This is a genomic window from uncultured Planktosalinus sp., assembly GCF_963973675.1.
Taxonomy (GTDB): Bacteria; Bacteroidota; Bacteroidia; order Flavobacteriales; family Flavobacteriaceae; genus Planktosalinus.
This window is the reverse complement of sequence record NZ_CAXBAN010000136.1, coordinates 1-6,397: the sequence shown is the minus strand read 5'-3', so window position 1 is coordinate 6,397 and position 6,397 is coordinate 1. Positions and strand designations below refer to the sequence as shown.

The following is a 6,397-nucleotide window of genomic DNA, read 5'->3' as shown; positions in this document are numbered from 1 at the left end:
TTCCTTAAAAACAACTCTTAAAGATTCCCCCAGCCAATTTGCTGCAGTTTGCATTTTCACAATCTTTCTATCCTTTACTACTATCTTAATAAGGCGGTAATATGGAGGATATTTAAAATCAAATCGTTCAGCAGTTTGCATCGTGTACATCTCCTCATAATTTTGAGCAACTACCTGTTGCAAAACAGCATGTTTAGGATTGAATGATTGGATAAAAACCTTTCCTTGTTTAGAGGTTCTGCCTGCCCTTCCTGAAACCTGAAGCAACAATTGAAAACTACGCTCTAAGGCTCTAAAATCAGGATAGTTTAGTAAATTATCTGCATTCATAACACCTACCAAACTCACATTTCTAAAGTCCAATCCTTTGGCGAGCATTTGTGTGCCTACCATAATATCGATTTCACCTTGTTCAAGACCTTCAATCAGTTTTTCATAAGCATGTTTTCCACGAGTGGTATCCTGATCCATCCGCGCAATTTTTTTATCAGGAAAAATTGACTTCAGTTCTGTTTCTATTTGTTCTGTACCAAGCCCTTTGGTATCGAGATGTGAACTTCCACAGGCCATGCAGGTTTCTTGCATAGCAATGTGATAACCACAATAATGACATCGCAACTGTTTTTTGTGTTGATGGTACGTTAAACTTACATCACAGTTTGGACATTGTGGTGAGTTTCCACAGGTTTGGCATTCAACTGTTGGAGAAAAACCTCTTCGGTTTTGAAATAACAGTACTTGTTCTCCATTAGATAAAGTGGTTTCTATTGCTTCTATCAATTGCCTGGAAAAATGGCCCTGCATTTGTTTCTTATGGTAAGACTCCCGGAGGTTTATTAATACAATATCAGGCATTTGAACATTTCCAAACCGTTCTGTTAAACTCACAAGACCATACTTTTGGTTTAAAGCATTGTAATAGGTTTCAAGTGCCGGGGTTGCAGAACCTAAAAGAACTTTTGCCTGTTGCAGACCGGCCAAAACTATTGCCGCGTCTCTGGCATGATATCTTGGAGACGGATTGTATTGTTTGTATGAAGGCTCGTGTTCTTCATCTATAATCACAAGTTCCAGGTTTTTAAAAGGCAAAAAAACAGATGACCTCGCCCCAATTACCAAACTGGCTTTTTCCTTTTGGTTTAGAACATTTTGCCAAACTTCCACCCTCTCGTTGGTAGAATATTTTGAATGATACACTGAAATTTTATCGCCAAAATATATCTTAAGCCTATTGATAAGTTGAGTAGTAAGGGCTATTTCCGGAAGCATGTAAAGAACCTGTTTACCGCTTTTTAATACCTCATCTATTAGTTTTATATAAACTTCGGTCTTTCCACTTGAAGTAACACCATGTAGCAGAGTTACCTGCTTTGAGGTCCAATGTTCTTTAATTTTTGCAAATGCTTTTTGTTGAGATTCACTCAGCTTTTTGATAGTTTGAATTTCTTCCCCATTAAAATCAACTCTGTCTTTTTTGATTTCATAAATTTCAAGCACTTCTTTACTTTCAAGTGCTTTAAAAACAGAATCAGAAACCTTGCATAGTTCTTGAAGCTCTTTTAGTTGGATTGGTTTCTTAGATTTTGAACTCAATGTGAAATAATGCATCACAACCTCTTTTTGCTTTTTAGCAGAAGTTAATTCTTCCAGCAACCTTTGAAGCCCTCTGGGTGTATCATAATTCTGATGCAGTCTAACAAATTTCACCATTTTAGGTTTGTATTGCTCTACCACTTCTTCTTTAGATACTATGATTCTTTTATCAACTAAACGATGAAGCAAAGTAAATACGGCTTTTTTATTGACAATATCCTGTACGTCCTGTATTCTAAGTTCTTTTTGAAACTGAAGTGCTTCAACAATTAATAACTCTTCATCATTTAATAGGGAGTCTTCAATTTCAATCGAATTGTTGAGTGTAATTATGGTCTCGCTTTCCAGTAAAAAGGCTTTGGAAACCCCGGCTCTAAGCACCTCTCCTAATGAGCACATATAATATTCAGCAATCCATTGCCAATGTCTTATTTGAGTTTCGGTCACTATGGGTTTTTCATCAAGAATCTGTTCGATTTCCTTGGTTTTGTAAGTTTCGGGCTCCCGGGAGTGGACTTTAAAAACAATAGCAGTATAAATTTTAGATTTTCCAAAAGGAACAGTAACCCTCATACCGGGTTTTAAGAAAAACGCTTCATCTTTGTTTACACTGTATGTAAAAAGATTTTGAATTGGAATGGGTAAGATTACATCTATAAAGTAACTCATTGTTTAACTGCAGTATGTGTTCGTTTATGACCTTTAAGTTTATAAATCGTTACATTAAGTTCAAAACCTAGCAGTAATAAATTGGAGTTTATCCAAATATAAAGCATCATAATCAGGATTGCTCCAATAGAACCGTAGAGTTCATTATAGGTAGAAAAGTTTTCAATATAAATACCAAAAAAATAGGTAGTCAATAAAAACAAAAGCGTTGTTAAGATATTACCCACAGAAAAAAAACTGTATTTTTTACTTTCCTTGGTTCCAAAATAATACAAGGTGGCAATAATCACATAAATTAATACAAAAAAGGAAATATACCTGAGTACGCTTACCCATAAAACAACATCAATCATCAAGCCCTCATCATTTAGAAAATGAATGACATATTGCCCTGCTAATAAAAGAATAACTGAAATAAATAAAACAAAAGCCAAAAAAACAGATACAACCAAAGCAATAGCATATTGCCTGAATACAGATCGGTTTTTATCGATGTAAAACGAATATTCAAATCCTGAAAAAATAGCATTGACGCCATTAGCCATCAAAAATATAGCTAAAAGTAACGTAAAAGAAAGTAAACTACCTCTTGGGTTTGCAGCAATATCGAGTAAAATAGGGTGAAAAAATTCAGCTGTTTGTGGAGGAAGTAATTCGTCAATTAATCTTAAAAATTCTTCCTGAAAATTTTGAATTTGAATGTATGGAATAAGATTTAAAACAAATAAAATAAAAGGAAACAACGCCATAAAAAAACTAAAGGCGATTGCTCCTGCCCTGGCTGAAAATGTTCCTTTTGCTATCCCAACAATATAGGTTTCAAGTAAGTCATATAATGAAAGGCCTTCAAACCCGGGAAGTTTTATACGCTTTCCTACCATCACAAGATTTCTAAGCAATGGTATTTTAAGTAAACTTTTTTCTATTTCATCAGACATAAAAAATAATTATCCGTCAATGGCTTTTAAACTCATATCTAAATTTGAAACCGAATGAGTGATAGAGCCTGTTGAAATAAAATCAACTCCACACTCAGCATATTTTCTGGCTGTTTCTAAAGTAATGCCCCCCGAAGACTCTGTTTGACAGAAATTGCCAATAATTTTCACTGCTTTTTTAGTATCTTCAAAATTAAAGTTATCAATCAAAATGCGATGCACTCCCTGGTTTTCTAATATTTCTTCTATTTCAGTAAGGTTTCTGGCCTCTACTATAATTTTTAAATTTAGTTTATGATCAATTAAATACTGTTTTGTGGTTTGGATTGCTTTACTTATTCCTCCGGCAAAATCTATGTGATTGTCCTTGAGCATGATCATATCATAAAGTGCGAAACGATGGTTTTCTCCACCTCCGATTTTCACAGCCCATTTTTCAAGAGCCCGAATTCCCGGAGTGGTCTTTCTTGTATCCAGTATTTTTGTTTTAGTGCCTTCCAGAAGTTTTACAAATTCATTCGATTTTGTGGCAATGGCGCTCATTCGTTGCATAGCATTTAACACAAGTCGTTCTGCTTTTAAAATTGATTGAGATGGGCCTGAAACATAAAATGCCACATCTCCATACTTCACTTTTTTTCCATCAGGAATTAAAACTTCCACTTCGAGACCCGGATCTACAAAATCAAAAACCTGTTTGGCAAATTCTACACCCGCCAGAACCCCTTTGTCCTTAATTAAAAGTTTTGCTTCACCCATTGCATCATAAGGGATACAAGCCAGCGAACTGTGGTCGCCATCACCTACATCTTCTCTGATTGCATTGGTAATGATTAGATTAATCTCCTTATTGAACTGTTCTTTGGTTATCATCACTCCATTTTTCAGCTAAAATAATGAATTCAGTGCTATATAAGGCAAAGTGATTCGTTCAAAAACGCTATTTTTGAAATAGTATTAAAAAAAATGAATAACTACTACTTCCTTTTGGATTTAATTTTCTGAATTTAGGTATAAAATTAAAGTTTTAATGAAAATCAAACTACTTGTAATTGGAAAAACCGATTCTAAAAATCTTGAGCTAATTATTGCCGAATATATTAAGCGGCTTGGGTTTTACATCTCTTTTGAGTTTCAAACAATACCTGATTTAAAAAACACAAAATCACTATCAGAAAAACAACAGAAATCTAAAGAAAGTGCCCTTTTGTTAAAACATTTAGATGCTACTGATGTTGTAATTTTGCTGGACGAAAAAGGTAAAAGTTATTCTTCAGTAGGCTTTTCAGAGTTTATTCAAAAAAAAATGAACAGTGGTATCAAGCAATTGGTCTTCATTATTGGCGGCCCTTATGGCTTTGATGAAACAATATACACTAGGGCAAACGGAAAAATTTCATTATCACAAATGACTTTTTCCCATCAAATGATTCGGTTATTTTTCATAGAGCAGCTTTACAGGGCATTTACTATATTGAAAAATGAGCCCTACCATCATAAATAATCATCAATTTTAATTACTATGGAACTCGTATTTGCAACCAATAATCTTAATAAGTTAAAAGAAGTAAAAGCCCAATTACCCGAATCTATAAAAATATTAAGTTTAGCGGAAATCGGTTGTACCATCGATATTCCTGAAACTTCAAATACCATTGAAGGCAATGCGCTTCAAAAGGCAATGTTTATCAAGGAGAAGTTTGGGTATGATTGCTTTGCAGATGACACAGGCCTTGAGGTTGATGTTCTAAACGGAGCTCCGGGAGTATACAGTGCTCGTTATGCCGGTGAACAAAAAGACGCCAATGATAATATGCATAAACTATTGGAAAACTTAAAGGGTTCATCAAACAGGAAAGGGCGCTTCAAAACGGTAATATCGCTTTTTATTAACAATGAAGTTTATTCATTTACAGGTATTTGCAATGGTACAATAACAAGCAAAAAATCAGGCAGCAAAGGCTTTGGGTATGACCCCATTTTTATGCCGGAAGGCTATGACCTCACCTTTGCTGAAATGGATTTAAAGTTGAAAAATCAAATAGGTCATCGTGGGAAAGCTGTTCAGCAATTAATTATTTATTTAAAAACTCAATCTTAAATAGACAATGAAACTTTTAAATCCTTGTCAAACAAATAACTAAGACTTAGGCTCCTACAAATCAATAATTAAGCGTACCTTTGCACCCAATTTAAAAACAAATATGACAAATTTTACAGATTTAGGTCTCAACGAGGCTATATTGCGGGCAGTGGCCGACATGGGTTTTGAAACCCCTTCTGAAGTTCAAGAGAAAACAATACCCATTTTACTTTCAAAAGAAACCGATATGGTTTCACTTGCACAAACAGGAACAGGAAAAACAGCAGCTTTTGGTTTTCCTTTAATTCAAAAAATAAATGCAAGCAGCAGAACCACTCAAGGATTAATCCTCTCTCCAACCAGAGAGTTATGCTTACAAATTACCAACGAATTAAAAAACTACAGCAAATATATTTCTGGTTTAAACATAGTAGCCATTTATGGAGGTGCCAGTATCAATGATCAGGCAAGAGACATTAAGCGTGGCGCACAAATAATTGTCGCTACTCCCGGTCGCATGAAAGATATGATTAGCCGGGGTATGATTGACATTTCCAAAATTGAATATTGCATACTTGATGAAGCAGACGAAATGCTCAATATGGGCTTTTATGAGGATATCACTGATATTCTTTCACATTCACCTAAAGACAAAAGCACCTGGCTTTTTTCAGCTACAATGCCCAAAGAGGTATCAGCGATAGCCAAAAAATTTATGAATACCCCGGTTGAAATTACAGTGGGTACAAAAAACACAGGAACCAAAAACGTAACACACGAGTATTATACCGTAAATGCCCGTGATCGTTATCAAGCATTACGAAGGTTAGCCGACGCCAACCCAGATATATTTTCAGTAGTTTTTTGCAGAACCAAAAGAGACACTCAAAAAGTAGCAGAAAACCTAATCGAAGATGGATACAACGCTGCTGCATTGCATGGTGATTTGAGTCAAAATCAACGGGATTTGGTAATGAAATCTTTTAGAAATAGACAAATTCAAATGCTGGTTGCTACTGATGTTGCTGCTCGGGGAATAGATGTTGATGACATTACCCATGTGATAAACTATCAATTACCAGATGAAATCGAAGTCTATACACACCGAAGTGGA

The 6,397-nt window shown here is 35.0% G+C and carries 6 protein-coding genes; 3 read left to right on the top strand and 3 right to left on the bottom strand.

Features of this window, described 5'->3' with window-relative positions; translation table 11 throughout:
* The 3 genes from priA to nadC all read right to left on the bottom strand — a co-directional run.
* Positions 1 to 2,262: primosomal protein N' (priA, locus tag AACY61_RS06925; protein WP_339610848.1), on the bottom strand; the 2,262-nt coding region annotated here is incomplete at its 3' end.
* Complete coding sequence (locus AACY61_RS06920; protein ID WP_339610847.1) at positions 2,259 to 3,200, bottom strand: YihY/virulence factor BrkB family protein; 942 nt, start codon at positions 3,198 to 3,200, stop codon at positions 2,259 to 2,261. The genes AACY61_RS06920 and priA, both read right to left, overlap by 4 nt.
* 9 nt (positions 3,201 to 3,209) lie before the next feature.
* Positions 3,210 to 4,073, bottom strand: a complete 864-nt coding sequence (gene nadC, locus AACY61_RS06915; protein ID WP_339610846.1) for a carboxylating nicotinate-nucleotide diphosphorylase — start codon at positions 4,071 to 4,073, stop codon at positions 3,210 to 3,212.
* A 157-nt stretch (positions 4,074 to 4,230) separates the two neighbouring features.
* Here nadC and rlmH point away from each other — a divergent pair, with 157 nt between their 5' ends.
* From rlmH to AACY61_RS06900, 3 genes are all read left to right on the top strand, one after another.
* Positions 4,231 to 4,704, top strand: a complete 474-nt coding sequence (gene rlmH, locus AACY61_RS06910; protein WP_339610845.1) for a 23S rRNA (pseudouridine(1915)-N(3))-methyltransferase RlmH — start codon at positions 4,231 to 4,233, stop codon at positions 4,702 to 4,704.
* A gap of 18 nt (positions 4,705 to 4,722) precedes the next feature.
* A complete protein-coding gene (locus AACY61_RS06905; protein WP_339610843.1) occupies positions 4,723 to 5,301 on the top strand; it encodes a non-canonical purine NTP diphosphatase in 579 nt (192 codons plus the stop codon).
* A gap of 103 nt (positions 5,302 to 5,404) precedes the next feature.
* Positions 5,405 to 6,397: DEAD/DEAH box helicase (locus AACY61_RS06900; RefSeq protein WP_339610842.1), on the top strand; the 993-nt coding region annotated here is incomplete at its 3' end.

Bases quoted from the DNA above. Each gene is read 5' to 3' on its own strand.
- AACY61_RS06905 (WP_339610843.1), top strand. From the start codon at position 4,723: ATGGAACTCGTATTTGCAACCAATAATCTTAATAAGTTAAAAGAAGTA.
- rlmH (WP_339610845.1), top strand. From the start codon at position 4,231: ATGAAAATCAAACTACTTGTAATTGGAAAAACCGATTCTAAAAATCTT.
- AACY61_RS06920 (WP_339610847.1), bottom strand. From the start codon at position 3,200: ATGTCTGATGAAATAGAAAAAAGTTTACTTAAAATACCATTGCTTAGA.
- nadC (WP_339610846.1), bottom strand. From the start codon at position 4,073: ATGATAACCAAAGAACAGTTCAATAAGGAGATTAATCTAATCATTACC.